Origin of the sequence: Streptomyces sp. NPDC050145, from assembly GCF_044460245.1 — a bacterium.
In the GTDB taxonomy this organism is placed as follows: Bacteria; Actinomycetota; Actinomycetes; order Streptomycetales; family Streptomycetaceae; genus Streptomyces.
On the sequence record NZ_JBITJS010000009.1, the window covers coordinates 1 to 16,686 of the forward strand.

At 73.9% G+C, this 16,686-nt stretch carries 16 protein-coding genes; 9 read left to right on the plus strand and 7 right to left on the minus strand.

Annotated elements, in window-relative coordinates:
- Positions 1-272: 272 nt before the first annotated feature.
- The 3 genes from ACIBTU_RS18885 to ACIBTU_RS18895 form a co-directional block, all read right to left on the minus strand.
- Complete coding sequence (locus ACIBTU_RS18885; protein WP_399127390.1) at positions 273-1,454, minus strand: amidase; 1,182 nt, start codon at positions 1,452-1,454, stop codon at positions 273-275.
- Positions 1,455-1,498: 44 nt separating this feature from the next.
- Positions 1,499-4,897, minus strand: coding sequence for a S8 family serine peptidase (locus ACIBTU_RS18890; RefSeq protein WP_399127391.1), 3,399 nt, complete (start codon positions 4,895-4,897; stop codon positions 1,499-1,501).
- 148 nt (positions 4,898-5,045) lie between these two features.
- Positions 5,046-6,065 (minus strand): TrmB family transcriptional regulator, encoded by a 1,020-nt coding sequence (locus tag ACIBTU_RS18895; protein WP_399127392.1) that lies wholly within the window; start codon positions 6,063-6,065, stop codon positions 5,046-5,048.
- An 87-nt stretch (positions 6,066-6,152) separates the two neighbouring features.
- Between ACIBTU_RS18895 and ACIBTU_RS18900 the strand changes: the two genes are divergently transcribed.
- From ACIBTU_RS18900 to ACIBTU_RS18915, 4 genes are all read left to right on the plus strand, one after another.
- Positions 6,153-6,470, plus strand: a complete 318-nt coding sequence (locus ACIBTU_RS18900) for an ArsR/SmtB family transcription factor (RefSeq protein ID WP_399127393.1) — start codon at positions 6,153-6,155, stop codon at positions 6,468-6,470.
- Entirely contained in the window at positions 6,467-6,862 is a 396-nt protein-coding gene (locus ACIBTU_RS18905; protein ID WP_399127394.1) for a VOC family protein, read from the plus strand. The genes ACIBTU_RS18900 and ACIBTU_RS18905 overlap by 4 nt, the downstream gene beginning before the upstream one ends.
- A gap of 126 nt (positions 6,863-6,988) precedes the next feature.
- Complete coding sequence (locus ACIBTU_RS18910; protein WP_399127395.1) at positions 6,989-7,405, plus strand: YciI family protein; 417 nt, start codon at positions 6,989-6,991, stop codon at positions 7,403-7,405.
- Between the two features lie 8 nt (positions 7,406-7,413).
- The gene (locus tag ACIBTU_RS18915) at positions 7,414-8,562 is read left to right on the plus strand and encodes an RNA polymerase sigma factor (protein WP_399127396.1); all 1,149 of its coding nucleotides are present in this window, start codon (positions 7,414-7,416) and stop codon (positions 8,560-8,562) included.
- A 42-nt stretch (positions 8,563-8,604) separates the two neighbouring features.
- Here the strand turns inward: ACIBTU_RS18915 and ACIBTU_RS18920 are convergent, their stop codons facing one another.
- Positions 8,605-9,090 carry a DUF3592 domain-containing protein gene (locus ACIBTU_RS18920; RefSeq protein WP_399127397.1) on the minus strand — a complete coding sequence of 162 codons (486 nt, stop codon included), beginning with the start codon at positions 9,088-9,090 and terminating at the stop codon, positions 8,605-8,607.
- 128 nt (positions 9,091-9,218) lie between these two features.
- The gene (locus ACIBTU_RS18925) at positions 9,219-9,647 is read right to left on the minus strand and encodes a winged helix-turn-helix transcriptional regulator (protein WP_399127398.1); all 429 of its coding nucleotides are present in this window, start codon (positions 9,645-9,647) and stop codon (positions 9,219-9,221) included.
- A gap of 223 nt (positions 9,648-9,870) precedes the next feature.
- On the opposite strand from ACIBTU_RS18925, the gene ACIBTU_RS18930 reads away from it, so the two are divergent.
- Positions 9,871-10,767, plus strand: coding sequence for an NADP-dependent oxidoreductase (locus ACIBTU_RS18930; RefSeq protein ID WP_399127399.1), 897 nt, complete (start codon positions 9,871-9,873; stop codon positions 10,765-10,767).
- A 36-nt stretch (positions 10,768-10,803) separates the two neighbouring features.
- Here ACIBTU_RS18930 and ACIBTU_RS18935 read toward each other — a convergent pair whose 3' ends face one another.
- The gene (locus ACIBTU_RS18935) at positions 10,804-11,589 is read right to left on the minus strand and encodes an SGNH/GDSL hydrolase family protein (RefSeq protein WP_399127400.1); all 786 of its coding nucleotides are present in this window, start codon (positions 11,587-11,589) and stop codon (positions 10,804-10,806) included.
- A 155-nt stretch (positions 11,590-11,744) separates the two neighbouring features.
- Here ACIBTU_RS18935 and ACIBTU_RS18940 point away from each other — a divergent pair, with 155 nt between their 5' ends.
- Genes ACIBTU_RS18940 through ACIBTU_RS18950 form a run of 3 tightly spaced genes read left to right on the plus strand, consistent with a single transcriptional unit; the run spans position 11,745 to position 14,290 of the window.
- Positions 11,745-12,440, plus strand: a complete 696-nt coding sequence (locus tag ACIBTU_RS18940; RefSeq protein WP_399127401.1) for a type 1 glutamine amidotransferase domain-containing protein — start codon at positions 11,745-11,747, stop codon at positions 12,438-12,440.
- Between the two features lie 51 nt (positions 12,441-12,491).
- Positions 12,492-13,016, plus strand: a complete 525-nt coding sequence (locus tag ACIBTU_RS18945; RefSeq protein WP_399127402.1) for a MarR family winged helix-turn-helix transcriptional regulator — start codon at positions 12,492-12,494, stop codon at positions 13,014-13,016.
- Positions 13,007-14,290: an MFS transporter gene (locus tag ACIBTU_RS18950; RefSeq protein ID WP_399127403.1), complete on the plus strand. Its 1,284-nt coding sequence runs from the start codon at positions 13,007-13,009 to the stop codon at positions 14,288-14,290. The genes ACIBTU_RS18945 and ACIBTU_RS18950 overlap by 10 nt, the downstream gene beginning before the upstream one ends.
- Before the next feature lie 743 nt (positions 14,291-15,033).
- On the opposite strand, the gene ACIBTU_RS18955 is transcribed toward ACIBTU_RS18950, so the two are convergent.
- Positions 15,034-15,678: a hypothetical protein gene (locus ACIBTU_RS18955; RefSeq protein WP_399127404.1), complete on the minus strand. Its 645-nt coding sequence runs from the start codon at positions 15,676-15,678 to the stop codon at positions 15,034-15,036.
- A gap of 184 nt (positions 15,679-15,862) precedes the next feature.
- Between ACIBTU_RS18955 and ACIBTU_RS18960 the strand changes: the two genes are divergently transcribed.
- Positions 15,863-16,558 carry a DUF899 family protein gene (locus ACIBTU_RS18960; RefSeq protein WP_399127405.1) on the plus strand — a complete coding sequence of 232 codons (696 nt, stop codon included), beginning with the start codon at positions 15,863-15,865 and terminating at the stop codon, positions 16,556-16,558.
- The last annotated feature ends 128 nt before the right edge of the window (positions 16,559-16,686 follow it).

Below are 16,686 nucleotides of genomic sequence, written 5' to 3' on the forward strand. Positions count from 1 at the left end.
GCACTCGGCGGTAGATGTCGCAGTCACCACCGAACCCAGAAGGCCCTCACCCATGCAAGCCCCTTGCAGCGTCACCAACGTGCCCGAACAGAACATCTAGGGCGTGTGTCGAAAGTACCGTCGTCCGCCCGAAGGGCGGGCGCCGCGGTGTCCGGTGCGTGCGATCGCAAGGCGCCGGAGCGTCCTCATAGCGGAGCTATTAGGTCGTTTCGGCAACGCCGCGAGCGTGCGTGCCGGGCGCCGCGGGGCAGGCGGGACTTTCGACACGCGCCCTAGGAGTCTGCCAGGAGTTCGCGGGCGCGGGCCACGGCCAGGAGGTCGGCCTCTCCGCCTCGCGGGGCGACGAGTTGGAGGCCGACCGGTGCGCCTTGCGGGGTGCGGCCTGCCGGGAGGCTGATGGCCGGGTGACCGGTGATGTTGAACGTCCAGGTCAGGGCCACGCTCAGGGTGGGCCCGGGGCCGTCGTGGCCGTGCGGCGGGTTCGGGGTGGTCGGGGTGGCGATCAGGTCGGCCGGGGTGCCCGCGAAGAGGGCGTCGACCTGGCGCGTGAGCTCGGCCGCCGCCCGCTCGGCGCGGGCGACATGCTCCGGTTCGCCGCCGCGCAGGCCGCGCCAGCAGTCGGCGGGGTCGGTCAGCCGGACCGAAGCGGCGACCGTTTCCAGCGCTCCGGACCCGGTCAGCGCGTGCAGCAGGGACCCGGCCGTGGCCTCGATCGCCTCGTCGGTGGCGGCGAAGCCCAGGGTCGGGGACCAGATCGTGCGCAGGGGGCGGTGGGGCGGGGCGAGGCCCGGAAGGGTCGCGGTGCCGGCGAGTGCGTCGAGGTACGCGGCGGCGTCGGCGGCCGTGCGGGCGAGCGGGCCCGCGATGTTGAGCCCGGCGCGGTCCCGGGCGGGCACCCGGCCGTTGGTGGGCTTGAGGCCGACGACTCCGCACCAGGCGGCGGGGATCCGCACGGACCCGGCGCCGTCGCTGCCGGTGGCAATGGGCACCAGGCCCGCCGCCACCGCCACCGCCGACCCGGCCGAGGAGCCGCCCGGGCTGCGGTGCGGGTCGAACGGGTTGAGCGTGGGGCCGCGCGGGGTGTCTCCCCAGGTCTGCCACTCGGTGCCGGGCCCGGGGGTGGAGGTCGTGCCGACCGGGACACAACCCGCCGCCAGGAGCAGGCGCGTCTGGTCCGAGTCCAGGCCCTCGGTGGCCTTGACGGCGAGAGGCACTCCGGCCAGCGGCAACCGCTCCCCCGCCGCGATCCGCCGGTCCACCTCGGCCGCCCACTCCCGGGCGGTGGCGGGCAGCAAGGCGGTGAAGGCCCGGAACCGGTCCCGCAGGGCGGCGCGTTGCAGGGCCGCCTCCGTCACGGCGCGGGCCGACACGTCGCCGCGGCGTACGGCCTCGGCGATCTCGCGGGCGGAGGCCGAGGCCGTACGGACGGCGAAGGCGTCAGGGAGTCCGGGCATCGGCCCAGGGTAGAGGGCGGCCCGCTCGGACTCCCGACAGTCCGTCAGCGCACGTCGTAGGCGCGGGTGACGGTCTGGGTGACGGTGGTTCCGTCGGCGTCGGTCAGGCTCACCTTGAGCATGACCTGCTTGCCGGAGGCGCCGGTGTGGTCGAGCTCGGCCGTCCACCGGCCGTCGTGCTGCCGGACCGGTGCGTCCGTCCAGGTGGTGCCGCCGTCGTAGGAGTACGCGAGGGAGGCACGGGTGAGCGCGGCCGGGGTGTATCCGGCGTGCCCCTCCGCCGAGAGGCCGACCTCGATGCCGCCCTGCGCGGGCAGCGTGTTCATGCCGTCGGCCGGCAGGTCGTAGGACGGGAAGAGCATCGGCAGGCCCCGGGAGGCGACGTCGTCCTCACGGTGGGAGCGGAAGCCCCAGGTGGTGGTGACGGCGGTGGAGCGCAGCCAGTTCCGGTCCGAGGTGTCGATCTTCTCCAGTCGCTGCGTGAGCTCGTAGGCGGCGTCGCCGTCCGGCACCTTGAACGCGTCGTACGGATAGGCGCTGGTGGCGTTCCGCTCGCCGTTCCGCTTCAGTTCCAGGTTGCCGAGGTCACCGAAGGAGCCGCCGTAGGACCAGTGGTCGCCCGATCCGTCCAGCCAGAGTGCGGTCTGGAAGCCCATCCACTCGCCCTGGCGCTCGGCGGTCAGCATCGGCTTGCCGTCCATGTCGCGGGGTGCGGCCGGGCGCAGCGGTCCCCCGTACCACTCCTCGGTGCGGTGCTGCCCCGGGCTGTAGGTGCGCTCCTGGTCGTTGAGGAACGCGGCGAACGGGAAGCTCGTCATGGCGCCGTGGTACCAGAGCTCGTCGCCGGTCGTGTAGTACGCGGTGCGGGTGGCGGGGACGTGGACCAGGCCGAAGGGGCTGACCGGGATGTAGCCGGCGCTGTCCGGACGCCGCACGAACAGCGCATCCAGATAGTCGGCCTCCTTGCCCATCGCGTTCCACTTCTCCGTGACGCGTGCCAGCTTGGCGTCCAACGGCCGCAGTTCACGGTCGGAGCGCAGGGGACCCTCGATCGGGAACGACACGTTGTAGACGTACGGGGCGCCGTCCTCGGAACCGGTGGCACGCCAGGTGGGACGGAACTCGAAGGCGCCGGTGCGGGCGCGGCCGTCGATGTCCGCGAAGAAGTCCTGCACAGAGCCGTCGGCCAGGAGGGAGGCCGACACCTGCCAGATGTCGTCCCACGAGCGGGCGTAGCTGAGCGTGGTGGTGCTGATCTTCGAGGGGCGCTGGGTGCGCAGGCTCAGCCGGTGGGCCTCGCGGGCGTCGAGGACGACGGTGGTGTCGTCGGTGATGTGCGTCTGGGGGCGGGCGAGGTAGCTGACGGACGCCGCCTTGTTGTCGGCTCCGTAGGTGCTCACGAACGTGCTGAGGGCGTAGTCGCCGGGGCGCACGCGGAACGTCTGGTCGGCGGCCCCGCCGTTGGTGCGGCGCTCGCCCCGGTCGGTGTCGATGCTGACGACGTCGAGGGAGGAGGTGCCGCCGGCCGGCTTCCCGTCGCGGTCGACGAGCTTGACGCGCAGGGTGACGGTCTTCGGCTCGACGTACACGGCGACGGGGACGGAGACGTGGACGCCGTCGCCCGTGGCCAGGATCCGGCCGGTGACCGCGCCGTACTGACGGTCCGCCAGGTGGGCGGTGGGGTCGATGCGCACGGGCACTTCGGCGCTCTCCCCGGCGGGGACGGTGACCTTGCCCCGGCCGGCCTCGATGACGCCCGTACGGACGGCGCTGCCGTCGTTGCCGCGCACGCCGTCGACCGACAGGTCGAGGGTGACGTCCTTGCCCGTGGTGTTCGTGAAGGGGACCCGCACGGTCGTACGGTCCGCGGCGCTCTGCGGCCACGTGAAGGTGCCGCCCTGCACGGCCGGTGCGGAGACGATCTTCTGGTGGGTCGCGGCGGCGACGTCCAGCACGCCGGCGCCGGTCTCGTCGGCGTCGGCGACCTCGCCGCCGGTCCGCGCGGAGGCGACCAGTGCCGCCTTGACGCGCTGCGCGCTCCAGTCGGGGTGGGCCTGCCGCACGACGGCCGCGGCGCCCGCGACGTGCGGAGTGGCCATGGAGGTGCCGGACATCGTGCGGTACGCGTACACGCCGCGGCCGCCGGCGCTCGCGGCCGAGATGCCGACGCCGGGGGCGGCGATCTCCGGCTTGAGGACGTGGGTGCGGACGGCGGGGCCCCGGCTGGAGAACGGGGCGGTGGTGTCGTCGCGGTCGACGGCGCCGACGGTGAGGACGTCGGGGACGCAGCCCGGAGAGGACACGGTCCCGGCGCCGGGTCCCTCGTTGCCCGCGGCGACGACGAAGAGGGTGCGGTCGCTGTCCGCCAGTGCCGCGGTGGCCTGCGCGACGGGGTCGGTGCAGTCGCGGGCGGTGGGGTTGCCGAGGCTCATGGAGACGACGTCGGCCTTCTGGTCGACGGCCCACTGCATGCCGGCGATGACCCAGGAGTCCCGGCCCGAGCCGCCGTCGTTCAGGACCTTGCCGACGAGCAGCGAGGCACCCGGGGCGACCCCCTTCTTGCGTCCGTCGCTCGCGGCGCCGGAGCCGCCGACGGTGGAGGCGGTGTGGGTGCCGTGGCCCACCTTGTCGTCGGTGGACGCGGAGTCGGTGAAGTTCTCCTCGGCCGTGACGCGGCCGGCCAGGTCGGGGTGTCCGGCGTCGACGCCGGTGTCGAGGACCGCGACCTTGGTGCCCTTGCCGTCGAGGCCCTCGGCCCAGGCCTGCGGTGCGCGGACCTGCGCGGTGGAGCGGTCGAGGGTGGCCTCGACCTTGCCGTCGAGCCAGAGCTTCTTCAGCCCGGCGCCGGAGCGGGATCGGGGACTCGCGACGTCGGCCCAGAACGCGGCCGTGTCCTTCTTGTCGGCGGCGAGCGCGGCCCCGTCCACGGCGGGGAGTTCGAGGACCCGGTCGGCGCCGCGCGGCACGGCCGCCTGCGCCGCGACGTCCACGCCGTTCTTGTAGGTGGCGATGAGCGGCAGCGTCTTGCTGTGCGCGTCGTCATAGCCCTGGCGTATGAGTCCGGTGACGTTGAACAGCTGCTCGTCGACCCTGCCGTCGGCGAGTGCCGCCGAGGCGTCCTCCGGGTAGACGTAGAGGTCCTTGCCCCGCTGGTACGTCTGGACCGTGGGCCGGATGCCGTCCTCCCGGGGCAGCACGCTCGCGCTGCTGCGGCCGGCGCCGTCCGTGACGACGACCACCCGGTCGCCGGTGACGAGGGTGACGGTCGACTGTCTGCCGCCTTCGGCCGCGGCGCCGGCGGAGCCGAGGACGTGGTGCGTCCCCGCGGTTCCGTCGGAGTTCCCGGCCGGCGGTCCGGCGGTGGCCGAGGGTGTCGCCATGCCGGTGAGGGCCAGGGCGACGACGGACGCGGCGCCCAGAACTGCACGTCTGTTGAGACGCATGGATCTCCCTACTCGAACGACTCGAAGTCGTGAACACGCCATCGTGCGGCTGCAGCGTGGCAGAGATCCGGGAGCATGCGGGGGTGCCGGACGTGGCGGTTCCGCCCCATGTCGGAATCCCGACACGGGGCCGGCCGGCGCGTGCGGGTCAGAGCCAGCCGGCGCGGGCGGCGTACCAGCCGAGCTGAAGACGGGAGTCGGCTCCGGCGAGGTCCATCAGGCGGCGGGTGCGGCGCTCCACGGTGCGCACCGAGACACCGAGCTGCGCGGCCGCCCTGCGGTCGGAGACGCCCGCCAACAGCAGGGCCAGGACGGCGAGTTCACCTTCCGTGGGCCCGTCAGGAGCCCCGTCCTCCACGCGCACCGCGCCGGCCGCGGCGTACAGCGGGCGCGCCTTCTCCCACTCGCGCTCGAAGAGGTGGACCAGTGCGCCCAGCAGGCCGCTGCGGTGGACGACGATGGCGCTCGGCTCGCCGCCGGTTTCGGTCATGTCCAGGGGGACCATGGCCCGTTCGCCGTCGGACACGAGCATCTTCAGGGGCAGCGTGTCGGCGAGGCGGAGGCGGAGCCCGGCCTCGATCCCGGCGTGCACGTCCCGCAGGACGCCTTCCCCGTCGAGGTAGTCCTGCGCGGCCACGGCCCGGAAGGCGACACCGCGTTCCAGGGCGAAGGACTCCGACACGTCCGCGTCCGCGCGCTGCACCGCCGTGGCCTCGCCGCCGAGGAAGGTGAGCAGTTCGTGCTGGGCGCCCCGCTGCAACTGGTGGAACCGGTGGGCCACCTGCTCCACGCCGACGACGACCTCGACCACTCCGCCGGCCGGGTGCGCCGCGGCGCTGCGGTACTGCTCGGTCAGCATCGAGAAGGCGGTCTCGGCCCGCTGGAGCGCGTTGCGCTGTTCGACGAGCACCGGGGCGAGGGCCACGGAGGGCGGGGTCAGGCGGTACCGGTCCGCGGACCGCTCCCCTGCCGCGCCGTCCGCCGGGAGCGTCCCCGCCGGCTCCACCGCCACCAGTCCGCGCACCGCCAGATCGCCGAGGACGCGCTCCACCTCGGGCCCGGACAGCACCGTCCGCCGCACCACGTCGGCGACCGAGGCGACCGGCCGTGTCAGCAGCGCGGTGTAGACCGCTTCCTCGTCCCGGCTCAGACCCAGTTCCCGCAGCATCCGCTCCCCTTTCCGGCGGCACCTTAACCCGGGCGGCGGAGCCTCCCGGGTTGATAGGCAAGTGAACACTTGCCTATGCTGGAGCACGTGGCCGACGACCTGTTCAAAGCCCTCGCCGACTCCACCCGGCGCACGATCCTCGACGAGCTCACCGAGCGGTCGGGACAGACCCTGTTCGAGATATGCGCGCGGCTGAGCATGAAGCACGGGCTCGGCCTGTCGCGACAGGCGGTCTCCCAGCACCTGGCGGTGCTGGAGTCGGCCGGACTCGTCGGGACCAGACGGGAGGGCCGCTACAAGTACCACGACCTCGACACGGCGCCGCTGCGGCAGATCACCGAGCGGTGGCCGCTGCCGACCACCCCGTCCCGGACGGGGCCCACCTCGGAGGAGAGCACCCCATGAAGATCCACCTGACCAGCGTCTTCGTCGACGACCAGGCCAAGGCCGAGCACTTCTACACCCAGATCCTCGGCTTCGTGAAGAAGCACGACGTGCCGGTCGGCGAGACGGACCGGTGGCTGACCGTCGTGTCCGCGCAGGAGCCCGGCGGCACGGAGCTGCTGCTCGAGCCCGCCGGTCACCCGGCCGTGAAGCCCTACCGCGACGCCCTGGTGCAGGACGGCATCCCGCTCGTCCAGTTCGCCGTCGACGACGTCCACGCGGAGTACGAGCGGCTGCGGGCCCTCGGCGTGCACTTCACGCAGGAGCCGCTGGAGATGGGGCCGATCACCATGGCCGTCCTCGACGACACCTGCGGCAACCTGGTCCAGATCGCGACCGAGCCGAAGCCGTAGAACCGGGCGAGCCCGAAAAAAAGAAATCCGAGAAAAGTTCACCGGTGATGTCGAGATGCCGTGGGCTGCTCCGTCCCAGGGGTGTACGCGGCCACAATGGCCGCACCGGAACCAGAGGAGAAGGCCATGGCCAAGTACCTGCTTCTGAAGCACTACCGCGGTGCCCCGACCCCGGTCAACGACATCTGCATGGACCAGTGGACGCCCGAGGAGATCTCGGCGCACGTGCAGTACATGCGGGACTTCGCGGACCGGCTCGAGAAGACCGGGGAGTTCGTCGACGGGCAGGCGCTCGCGCCGGAGGGCGCCTGGGTCCGGTACGACGGCGAGGGCCGGCCGCCGGTCACCGACGGTCCCTTCGCGGAGACGAAGGACCTCATCGCCGGCTGGATGGTCATCGACGTGGACAACTACGAGCGTGCCGTCGAGCTGGCCGGCGAGCTGTCCGCCGCGCCGGGCGCCGGCGGCAAGCCGATCCACGAGTGGCTCGAGGTGCGTCCGTTCCTGACCTCCGCGCCCGATGGCGACGCGTGCCACGGGTGACGTCCCCGATGGACGAGCGCCTGCTGCGCAGCCTCACCCCCGAGGTCCTCGGGGTCCTCGTCCGCCGCGGAGCCGACTTCGCGGCGGCCGAGGACGCTGTGCAGGACGCGCTGGTCGAGGCGCTGCGCGTGTGGCCCGCGGATCCGCCGCGCGACCCGAAGGGCTGGCTGGTCACCGCGGCCTGGCGGAAGTTTCTCGACGCGACCCGGTCCGAGGCGGCGCGGCGCCGCCGTGAGGACCGGGTGGAGGAGGAGCCGCCGCCCGGCCCGGCACCGGGCACGGACGACACGCTCCAGTTGTACTTCCTGTGCGCGCACCCGTCGCTGACACCGGCGTCGGCGGTGGCGCTCACCCTGCGCGCCGTCGGCGGGCTCACGACCCGGCAGATCGGCGAGGCGTACCTGGTGCCCGAGGCGACCATGGCCCAGCGCATCAGCCGTGCCAAGCGGACGGTGTCGAAGGAACGCCTGGACCGGCCCGGAGACGTGGGCACCGTGCTGCGCGTCCTGTATCTGGTCTTCAACGAGGGGTACTCGGGCGATGTCGACCTCTCCGCCGAGGCGATCCGGCTGACCCGACAGCTCGCGGCGGTGGTCGACCACCCGGAGGTGTCGGGGCTGCTGGCGCTGATGCTGCTGCATCACGCGCGGCGCGCCGCCCGCATCGCTCCGGACGGCGCGCTGGTCCCGCTCGCCGAGCAGGACCGCGCCCGCTGGGACACGAAGGCGATCGCCGAGGGCATCGCGATCCTCCAGTCGGCGCTGGCCCGGGACCGGCTCGGCGAGTTCCAGGCCCAGGCGGCCGTCGCGGCGCTGCACGCGGACGCGCAGACGGCCGGGGAGACGGACTGGGTGCAGATCGTCGAGTGGTACGACGAGCTGGTGCGGCTGACCGACAACCCGGTCGCCCGCCTCAACCGCGCGGTCGCGGTGGGCGAGGCGGACGGCCCGCGCGCGGGCCTGGCCGCACTCGCCGAACTCGACCCCGGCCTGCCCAGGTACACCGCCGTGGCCGCGTACCTGCACGAGCGGGACGGCGACCCGGGCACGGCGGCGCGCCTGTACGCGGAGGCCGCGCACGCCGCGTCGAACCTCGCCGAGCGCGACTATCTGACCCGGCAGGCCGCCCGGCTGAACACACGGCTCAAGAAGAGTTGAGCGAGTTCAACATGCTCTGGACAGAAGGCTGGTGACACTTGGTCAGGCTGAGGCACGACGGTTGCGCCGGATCACCACAGCCACCGTCGTCGCGATCCCGCCGATGAGCAGGCCGATCCCGGTGAAGATGAGTGGCAGCAGCCACAGCGAGACGAACCCGTCGATCTTCGCGTCCTCGGGCGAGTCGGCGCGGTACAGCACGTCGACCCGCTCGCCCAGGTCGTAGGCGGGCGGGTTCGAGCCCATCGAGCTGCGGAACGTGGTCGCCCAGCCCTCACGCGTGGTGAACTCGACGACCGGGTGCGCCGTGGGACCGCTGCTGGAGCGGCTCTTGCCGGAGTAGCCGCTGCTGCCGCCACCGCTCCACTCCAGGGAGACCACCGTGCCCCGGGCCTGCTCGGCCGACGTCACGTACGAGAGCGAGACACCGCCCATGATCAGCCCGATGACCAGGAAGAGCGCTCCGAACGCGATCGCCCCGAAGGTGATCCACCATCCGGCGCCGCGCGTGCGCGCCTGATCCTTCATGTCCTGCCTCTCGATCGTGGGGGCCCGCGGGACAGCTCGTGGGGGGGAACTCACGGGAGGGTGGACGTTATCGCAGCAGGTCAAGGCCGCTCGACGGCGCCCCTCTCCCCCCGCTTCTTGACGGCACGTCAGGATGCGGGCTCGGCCTCGTCGAAGCGGGCTCGGTGCGTGTGGATCTCGTCGTGGTGGGTGCCCGCCCAGTCGATGAGCGCGGTGACGGCGGCGATGAGGGAGGCGCCGAGCGGGGTCAGCTCGTACTCGACGCGGGGCGGCACCTCCGCGTAGGCGGTCCTGGTGACCAGGCCGTCGCGGCGGAGCTGGCGCAGGGTGTGGGTCAGCATGCGCTGGGAGATGCCCGGGACGGAGCGCTGCAGGTCCGTGTAGCGCAGCGGGCCCGCGTGCAGCGCGCTCACCACGAGTACGGTCCACTTGTCGCCGGCGCGCTCGACGATCTGCCGGATCGTCTCGCCCTTCTCGGCGGGCCACGCGGCGCACGGTCCCGTGGGCGCGGCGGGCCGCGCGGGCTGCCGGTCCTCCATGAGGTGCCCGTCCTCCATGAGGTGCCCGTCCTTCCTGGTCGACGTTCTTCCTGGTCGCCGTTCTCCCTGGTCGCCGTTCCGCACACGCGTGTGCCTTTTGTACGTCCTTCCATACTGACGCACCATGGGGTTACGCACCAGCGGTATGAGGCCAGGTCAGAGGCGCTTCACCGGACGGATCCGGACCTGCGCGCACTCCGCTGAGCGATCCCCACAGCCACAGGAGGAGACCCCCGTGACCATGCGTGCCGCAGTCGTGTCCCGTTTCGGCGGACCGGAAGCCATCGAGATCGTCGAGACCGCCGTGCCCGCGCCGGGCCCCGGCCAGGTACGGATCGAGGTGGCCGCCGCCGCGCTGAACCCGGTGGACGCCGCCACCCGCGCCGGCGTCTTCGGCGCCCTGGGCGACCTGACGGGCCTGGGCTGGGACGTGGCGGGGACGGTCGGCGCCGTCGGCGAGGGCGCGCCCTTCGCGGTCGGCGACCCGGTGTTCGCCCTGTTCACGGGCCACCACAAGACGCTGGGCACGCACGCGGACCACGTGGTGCTGGACGCCGGGGCCGTCGCGACGGCGCCCGCGAGCGTGGACGCCACGCACGCGGCGACCCTGCCGCTCAACGCCCTCACGGCGGCCCAGTCGCTGGACCGGCTCGGCCTGCGGCCGGGGCAGCGGCTGCTGATCACGGGCGCGGGCGGCGGCGTCGGCGCGCACGCGGTGGAACTGGCCGCGCACCGCGGCCTTGAGGTCACGGCGCTCGGCCCGGACCACGCGGAGGACTTCCTGCGCTCACGCGGCGCCGCGCACTTCCTGCCTCGTGGCGCGCAGCCGGCCGCCGGCGGCTTCGACGGCGTCCTCGACGCGGCCGGACTCGGCGCCGACGCGCTGAAGGCGGTCCGTGACGGCGGGGCGTACATGGGGCTGTGGCCCGGGCAGGAGCCCGCGTCCGAGCGGGGCGTGACCGTACAGGCGCTCAGCGTCGAGGCCGACGGCCCGCTCCTGGCCGAGCTGGCCCGGCTCACCGACGAGGGCGTGCTGCTGCCGCGTGTCGCCCGGACGTACGCGCTCGACGAGGTCGCCGAGGCGCACACGCGTCTGGCGCAGGGCGGCCTGCCGGGCCGTCTCGTCCTGGTCCCCTGAGGGCGGAGCGCTCGAACTGACCGCGCCCCGGGCCCGTCACCCCCGCGCGGACACCGCGTGGACCGGTGTGGGCTCGGGGCGCTTGGCGTGGCGGCCGTCGCCGGAGGAGCGGCCGGTGAGGCGGCGCCAGGCCCAGGGGCCGAGGAAGGAGCCCGCCCAGGCGAGATCCAGGGCGGTGCGGCGCCAGGCCGGCAACGGGGGCAGCGGCGGCAGCGGGTCCCGCCAGGACGCGTCGCTCCCCGGCAGCGCGAGTGCCTCGGCCGCCGCCCGGGCGATCCGCGCGTGACCGGCCGGGGAGGCGTGCAGCCGGTCGCTGCTCCACATCCGCGGGTCGACGGTCACGGCGGACCCGGACGCGTCGACGACGGTGACGCCGTGCCGCGCGGCCGCGTCGAGAAGGCGCCCGTTGAAGTCGGTCAGGCGCGGACGCAGCGCCGCGAGCGCCGGCGTCAGGCGGGTGAGGTCCGGGAACGTGAACGTGAGGACGTGCGCACCCGCGCCGGTCAGCTCCGCGAACATGGCCTCCACCTCCGCCGCGACCGGCTCGGGCCGGAAACCCGGCCGGACCACGTCGTTCATGCCGGCCATCACCGACACGAGATCGGGCCGCAGCGCGAGGGCCGGGGCGAGCTGTCCGGCCCGGATCTGCGCCGCCTGCCGGCCGCGCACGGCGAGGTTGGCATAGGTGAACTCCGGCTCGGCGTGCGCCAGTTGCTCGGCGAGCCGGTCGGCCCAGCCCCGGTACCCGGAGGTCTCGTCACCGTCCCCGAGCCCTTCCGTCTGGGAGTCGCCGATCGCGACGTAGCGCAGGTACGTGGTCATGACCCGCATCATACTCAACTAATTGATTACTCCTCTAGTCCCCTATTGCCCCCTTGTCCGGCCGCGCCGGCCCCGACCGCCCGCGCCGCCATTGGTGGGCGACGGCCGCCGGGCCTACCGTCGAAGGCACATCGCCTTCTCGGAGAAGAGCACTCATGTCGAAGATCCTTTTCGTGATGACCGGCGCCGACCACTGGACCCTGGCCGACGGCACGAAGCACCCCACGGGGTTCTGGGCGGAGGAGGCCGTCGCGCCGTACGAGGCGTTCAGGGCGGCCGGGCACGAGATCGTCGTCGCCACGCCGGGCGGGGTCGTGCCGCCGGTCGACCGGGGCAGCCTGGCGCCGGAGTTCAACGACGGGCAGGAGAACGCCGACCGCGTGGCCGCCACCCTCGACTCGATGACCGAGCTCCGGCACCCGATCGCCCTGACGGACGTGGACCTCGCCGACTACGCCGCCGTGTTCTACCCCGGCGGCCACGGGCCGATGGAGGATCTGGCGGTCGACGCGGACTCCGGGCGGCTGCTCACCCGGGCCCTGGACTCCGGCAAGCCGCTCGGCGTTGTCTGCCACGGGCCGGCGGCACTGCTCGCGGCGACCCGGGAGGACGGCACGAACGCCTTCGCGGGGCATCTGGTCACCGCGTTCACGAACGCGGAGGAGGAGCAGGGCGGGCTCGCGGCCCAGGCCAGGTGGCTGCTCCAGGACCGGCTGACCGAGGCCGGCCTGAACGTGCAGGAGGGCGAGCCCTGGGCGGCGAAGGTGGTCGTCGACGGCCGGCTCGTCACCGGCCAGAACCCGGCCTCCGCCGAGCCGGTCGCCATCGAGCTGCTCAAGCTCATGGGCTGAGCCCGAGCAATATATGACAGCACTTATATAAGTGCTGTTACGATGCTGGGCATGGCGGACTCCGACGTACCCACACCCCGACCGGACCTCCCCGACGACCCGACCGAGGAGAGCCTGTGGCGGCCTCTGTGGCAGCTGCAGGCCTCGATGGACGCCGACATCGCCCGCGTCTACGCCGATCGGCGGATCGAGGGGCTCAAGCCGACCTGGGTCATGGAGCTGCTGCGCCTGCACGCCCGCGGCCCCATGACCATCGCGGAGCTGGCCGACTCGGTGGAGCGCACCCATTCGGCGCTGAGCCAGAAGGTCGCGGCGATGCGCAAGGCGGGATGGGTGCGCACCGTGGTCGGCGACGACGCCCGCACCCGGAAGGTGACGCTCACCGAGCAGGCACAAGAGGTCGTGGCGCGGCTCGACGCGGAGTGGCGGGCGACGGAGGCCGCGCTCGCGGAGCTCGAGGCCGAGCTGCCCTACCCGCTGTCCCAGGTCGTCAGGGACATCGAGGCGGCGCTCGACCGCAGGAGCTTCCACGACCGGATCGCCGCGCGCCTCGCCGAGCACCCCGCATGGCGGTGACCGGCGGGGGACGGAGCCGCCGCGGACTGGGCCGCTCGTTGATCGACGTGTCGCCGCTGCGCACCTCGGCCCCGTTCCGGCGCCTGTGGATCGGTCAGAGCCTGTCGGGGCTCGGCGGCCAGATGACACTGGTCGCGGTCATGTTCCAGGTGTGGAGCTCGACCGGGAGCACGGTGTGGACGGGTGCGGTGGGGCTCGCCCAGGCGGTCCCGCTCATGGCGCTCGGCCTGTTCGCCGGATCGCTGGTCGACCGGGTGGACCGGCGGCTCGTCTATCTGGTGACGACGGCGGGGCAGACCGTGTTCGCCGTCCTGCTCGCCGTGCAGGGGTTCCTCGGACCGGCGCCCGTCGCCGGGGTGCTGGTCCTCGTCGCGCTGCAGTCCTGCTGCGCGGCGGGCGGCGGCCCGGCCTCGCGCGCCTTCGTGCCGCAACTGCTGCCCGCGCACCAGGTGGCCGCGGGTCTGGCCCTGCGCCGGATCTCGTTCCAGGCCGCGATGCTGCTCGGCCCCGCGCTCGGCGGGCTGATCGTCGGCGCGTGGGGTGTCGGGGCGTGTTACGCGATCGACGCCGTCACGTTCGTCGCGGCGTGGCTCGGCGCGCGCGGGCTGCCGCGCATGAGCCCGGGGGACCTGGTCGCGCGTCCGGGGCTGCGGGGCGTGGCGGACGGGCTCGCGTTCATGGCGCGGACACCCGCCGTGCGCGGTGCGCTGCTCACCGATCTCGCGACGACGGTCCTCTCGATGCCGGTCAGCCTCTTCCCGCTGGTCAACTCCGAGCGTTTCGGGGGCGATCCGGGCACCCTCGGCCTCTTCCTGACGGCGATCGCCGTCGGCGGTGTCACCGCGTCCGTCTTCTCGGGGACGTTCACGCGGCTGCCGCGCCCCGGTCTGGTGATGCTGGCCGGATCCGCGGCCTGGGGCGCGTCCTTGACCGTGTTCGGCCTCGTGTCCGAGCCGTGGGCGGGCCTCGCGTGCCTGGCCGTCGCGGGGGCCGCCGACACCTTGACCGTCGTCTCGCGCGGCACCGTCCTGCAGACACACACCCCGCGCGAGCTCCTCGGCCGGGTCGGGGCCGCCGAGCAGATCGTCGGCCAGGCCGGACCGGACCTCGGCAATCTGCGCGGCGGCCTGGTCGCCCACGCGTTCTCGGGCTCGGCGGCACTGGTCAGCGGCGGCCTCCTCTGCGTGGGCGCGGTCGCGGCAGTGGCCGCCACCGCGACCGAACTACGGGGCGGCGCCCGCCTGTTCGGTCGTGAGCAGCCGACCCCGGAGTGACCTCGGCCGCGGCGGGCAGTCGGGCGGGCGTCCGCAGTTTGCGGACCCTCGTCCGGCTCGACGCGCCCCGGCACTGGTCCGGGCGGCGGCCACCCGGCAGCGGACGCCACCAGCGAACCGAACTGCGGCGCGGATCCTGCCTGTTCAGGCAGGAGCAGCCGGACCCGAGTGACCTCCGCCGTGACGGGCAGCCGAGCGGGCGGCCGGAGTTCGCGGACGCCCGTCCGGCTCCGACGCACCCCGGCGCTGGTCCGGCCGCCCGCCACCCGACGGCGGCCGCCATCTGCGAACCGAACTACGGGGCAGCGCCCGCCTGTTCGGACCGGAGCAGCCGACCCCGAAGTGACCTCCGCAGAAGCGGGCCGTCCCGGCGACCGGAGTCGTGGACCCTTGTCCGGCTCGACGCACCCCGGCGGTGGGCCGGGGCGCCGGTCACCCGGCGGTGCGGGTCACCGGCGACCGAACTACGGGGCGGCGCCCGCCCGTTCGGACAGGAACAGGCGGCCCCGGAGCGACCTCGGCCGCGGCGGGCAGCCGACCGGGCGGCCGGAGTTTGCGGACCCTGGTCCGGCTCGACGCGTCCCGGCGGTGGGCCGGGCGCCGGCCACCCGACGGCGGCCACCACCACGGCCGAACTACGGTTCGGGCAGGAGCAGCCGGCCCCGGATTGACCTCCTCCGAAGCGGGCTGCCCCGGCAGCCGGACTCGTGGCCCCTCGTCCGGCTCGACGCGCCCCGCGCCGGTCACCCCCGGTTCGGTCGGATGATCACCTCGCTGCCGATGGGGACGAACCCGCAGGACAGGAAGGCGCGCAGGGAGCGGGCGTTGCCCGGGGACACGGCGACGAACAGGGGGTCGCCGGCCTCGACGAGGCTCAGCGCGTCCTCGATGAGCCCGCGTCCGACGCCCTTGCCGGTCTGCTCCGGCGTGTGCAGTTCGATGCTCAGCTCGCGGCGTCCGGCGAGCCCGTCGGCCATGATGATCAGGCCGCGCTCGTCGCCGTGCACGGTGACGCCGGAGCGGATCTCACGCGCGTACCGGACGCGGGGATGGTCCGCCGCCTCCTGCGAGGTGACCTCGGGCAGACGCGGCGGGCCGCCCGTGCCCCGGGCCACGAGCACGGCGTCCACGCAACCGGTCCAGCCGCCGGGTCCGGCGAGCCGGTGCAGGAAGTGGGCCGCCATGGATCCGCCGAAGGCGTCGGGGCCCTGGGCGTGTACCTCGGCCGCCGGCAGCGCCGTCGCGACGACCGCGTGCCCGGTGAACGCCACGGAGCACTCCAGGCCGCCGGCCAGCGGGGGCAGCACCGTCACGGAGCCGTCGCAGGGCGGGAAGCGTCCGTCGGCGGCGTCGGTGAAGTGGGCGAGGAGCGGATGGGGCGTGGGCATCGGGGTCTCTCCTGCGGTGCGCGGCGAGGTGCCGGACGGGACGGGTCGTCGACCGCACAGCCTGACACGCGGCGCGCCCGCGCGGTTCCGGTGGGTCGCGGACCGATGAGTTCCGGGCGGCCGGACGGTCCGTACTCCCAGACAGGCCCACACCTTCGGTCTCACGACCTCGTACGGAGGCACCATGTCCACCAGCTCGAACGCCCTGCCGCCCGTAGTCGACGCAGCCACCTGGGAGAAGGAGTTGGCGGCGCTGCGCGTGCGGGAGAAGGCCGCGACGCGCGAACTCGACGCCATCGCGGCGCAGCGCCGCCGGCTGCCGATGGTCGAGATGCCGGACTACGTCCTGGAGGGCGAGGGCGGTCCGGTGCGGCTCGCCGAGATCTTCGGCGACCACTCCCAGCTGATCGTGTACTCCCACATGTGGCACGAGGGCGCGGAGTGGCAGTGCAGCGGTTGCACCGGCTTCACGTCCCAGTTCACGCGGCAGCTCGGCCTGGAGAAGTTCGACGCGCGGTTCGTCGTCGTCACCCAGGGCCCGATCGACGAGGCCCTCGCCTACCGGCGCAAGGTGGGCAACAGGATGACCTGGTACTCGACCGCGAACAGCCCGTTCGGCAGCGATGTGGGCGCGCCGCCGGACGGGGGCTTCGCCGTCAACGTCTTCCTGCGCGACGGCGACAAGGTCTACCGCACGTGGCACACGGGCGGCCGCGGCGTCGAGCAGCTCAGCCATCTCTTCGCCCTCGCCGACGTGCTCCCCTACGGGCGCCAGGAGGTCTGGCAGGACTCCCCCGAGGGCTGGCCGCAGCAGCCGACGTACAGCCGCTGGGCGAGTTCGCAGGAGATCGCGGCGGCGTACGGGGAGGGCGCCTCCTGACACCCGGTCCGGGGGGGCCCCGGGGGGGGGGCCCCCCCCCCGGGCCCCCCCCCCCCGGGGGGCGGGGGGGGGGGGGGCCCCCGCCCCCCGCGGGGGGGGGGGGGGGGGCGCGGGGGGGCGCCCCCCAA